General features: G+C 65.6%; 2 protein-coding genes. Both read right to left on the bottom strand.

Annotated features, from left to right (window positions below):
- Positions 1-1,136: aldehyde dehydrogenase family protein (locus ACSQ3M_RS28425; protein WP_436153434.1), on the bottom strand; the 1,136-nt coding region annotated here is incomplete at its 3' end.
- Positions 1,137-1,186: 50 nt separating this feature from the next.
- Positions 1,187-2,443 (bottom strand): phosphonoacetate hydrolase, encoded by a 1,257-nt coding sequence (gene phnA / locus ACSQ3M_RS28420; RefSeq protein ID WP_436153433.1) that lies wholly within the window; start codon positions 2,441-2,443, stop codon positions 1,187-1,189.
- Positions 2,444-2,454: the final 11 nt, after the last annotated feature.

The following is a 2,454-nucleotide window of genomic DNA, read 5'->3' as shown; positions in this document are numbered from 1 at the left end:
CGGATGATCGGGATGACCGGGCCGAAGGTCTCTTCGTGCACGAGCTCGCAGGTGTAGGGGATGTGGTCGACCACGGTCGGGTGGAAGAGGGCCCCTTCCGCCCGCTTGCCGTAAAGCACCTTTGCGCCCTTGCTGACGGCATCGTCGACCCTGGCCTGGAAGAGCGCGGCCGAGCGGGCGTTGATGACACAACCGACATCGGTCGCCGGGTCCATCGGATCGCCGCACTTTAGCTTCTTCGCCTTCTCGACGACGAGCCTGGCGAAGGCGTCGGCGACACTCTCGACCACCAGGATGCGCTTGACCGCGGTGCAGCGCTGGCCGGAGTTCTTGGTCGCTCCGGTGACCGCAAGCTCGGCCGCCTTGTCGAGATCGGCGTCCTCCATGACGATCAGCGGGTCGTTGCCGCCGAGCTCGAGCACGATGCGCTTGTAGCCGGCCGTATTGGCGATGTGCTTGCCGACCCGGACCGAGCCGGTGAAGGTCACCAGATCGGCATCCGGATCGGTGATCATCGCATCGCCCATGGTCGAGGGGTTGCCGGTGACGACCGAGAGCATCTCCGGCGGCAGGCCGGCTTCGTAGAGCACGTCGGCCAGCGCCAGCGCGGTCAGCGGCGTCAGCTCGGTCGGCTTGAGGACGAGGCGGTTATTGGTCGCGATCGCCGGCGCCAGCTTGTGGCTGACCATGTTGAGCGGATGGTTGAACGGGGTGATCGCCGAGATCACGCCGAGCAGCGGCTGGCGCGTGGTGAAGATCTTGCGCGCCTTGCCGTTCGGCGAGATGTCGCAGGAGAACATCTCGCCATCGTCCTTGATGGTGAGCTGGGCGGCAAAGGACCAGACGTCATAGGCGCGGCTCGCCTCGTAGAGCGAATCCTTCCAGCACAAACCGGCCTCGGCGGTGATCAGCCGGGCGAAGTCCTCCTTGCGCGCGAACAGGAGTTCGGCCGTCTTCTGCAGGATCTTCTGCCGCTCATAGCGGGTCAGCACCGGCTTGAACGCCCTGGCCTTGGCGAAGGCCTCGCGGACATGCTCGGGCCTGGCCGCCGGCACCAGGCCGACGACGCTGCCATCATAGGGGTTCTTGACCTCGACCATGTCGTCGGTCGTGGTGAGCTTGCCGGCGATGCGCATGGCCTCGCGGCGCAGGGGCGGCTTCACAGTCGCGTTCACGGCGGTACTCCTCAAGCCAGGACGCAGTTCAGGGCGACGTCGAAGACATCGAAATTGCGCAGAATCCGGCCCTCCGGGACGGTGATCGGCCGGTTGGCGATCATCGGCACGCGCTGCTCGGTGATGCCGCCATGCGAGCGCAAGGGCTCGGTCAGGCCGGAGAGGTCGTGCCGATCGGGCGAGGTGCCGATCACCTTCTGGCGCGTCGAGATCACGACGACGTCGCCGATCCGGTCGGCTGGCAGTTCGAAGCGCTCGCAGGCCTCGGCCGCGGTGACCGCGAGCGCGATGCCCTCAATGCCGGAGATGCGGGCAGCGACCTCGCCCTGGCTGGCGCCGTCGGGCAGATAGACCGTGGCGAAGGAGCCGAGCGCGCCATGATGGACGACGTAAGGATCGGTGATCGGCAGGATCACCCGCATCGTGCCCTTGCCATACCAGTCGTCCATCAGGCTCTGCAGATAGACGACATCAGGCTCGCCGTTCGGCAGATGCTTGTCGTTCATGCCGTGGTCGGCGGTGATCACCAGCGTGCAGCCGAGACGGTCGAGCTGGCCGACATAACCGTCGAACATGGCGTAGAAGCTGTCGGCCATGCCCGAGCCCGGCGCCGCCTTGTGCTGCACATAGTCGGTGGTCGAGAGATACATCAGGTCGGGCTTGAAGCTCTCCAGCAGCTTGACGCCGGCGGCGAAGACGAACTCGGAGAGATCGGCCGAATAGACCGACGGCACCGGCATGCCGACGAAGCCGAGCACGTCTTTAATGCCGTTCTCGGCCATATCGGCCTTGTCCGCCTTCTCCGAGGAGAAGGCTATGGCGCTGCCCGTGCTGAAGTCGAGGCCCTTGCCGAGCAGGGTGCGCAGCTTGTCCTTGGCGGTGACCATCGCGACCTTGAGGCCGGCCTTCTGGAACTCGGCGAGGATGGTCGGGGCGCGCAGGAAGCGGGCATCGTTCATCATCACCTCTTCCTTGGCCTCGCGGTCATAGAAGAAGTTGCCGGCGATGCCGTGGACTGCCGGGGGGCGCCCGGTGATGATCGAGAGGTTGTTCGGGTTGGTGAAGCTCGGGATCACCGAATAGGCGTGGGTGCTGGCCCCCGTCCGCATGATCCTGTCGAGGTTCGGCGTCAGCCCCTTGGCGCTCGCCGCCTCGATATAGGACGGCTCCGAGCCGTCCATGCAGATCACAACCACCGGGCGCTGCGGGCGGGCATAGAGGCGGCCATTGGCAACAATATCCGCGCCGACCTTCGAATGCATGTTCATCACGAACTCCT

The organism is Allobosea sp. LjRoot90 (genome assembly GCF_964254315.1).
In the GTDB taxonomy this organism is placed as follows: Bacteria; Pseudomonadota; Alphaproteobacteria; order Rhizobiales; family Beijerinckiaceae; genus Allobosea.
This window is presented reverse-complemented; position numbering and strand designations above follow the sequence as displayed.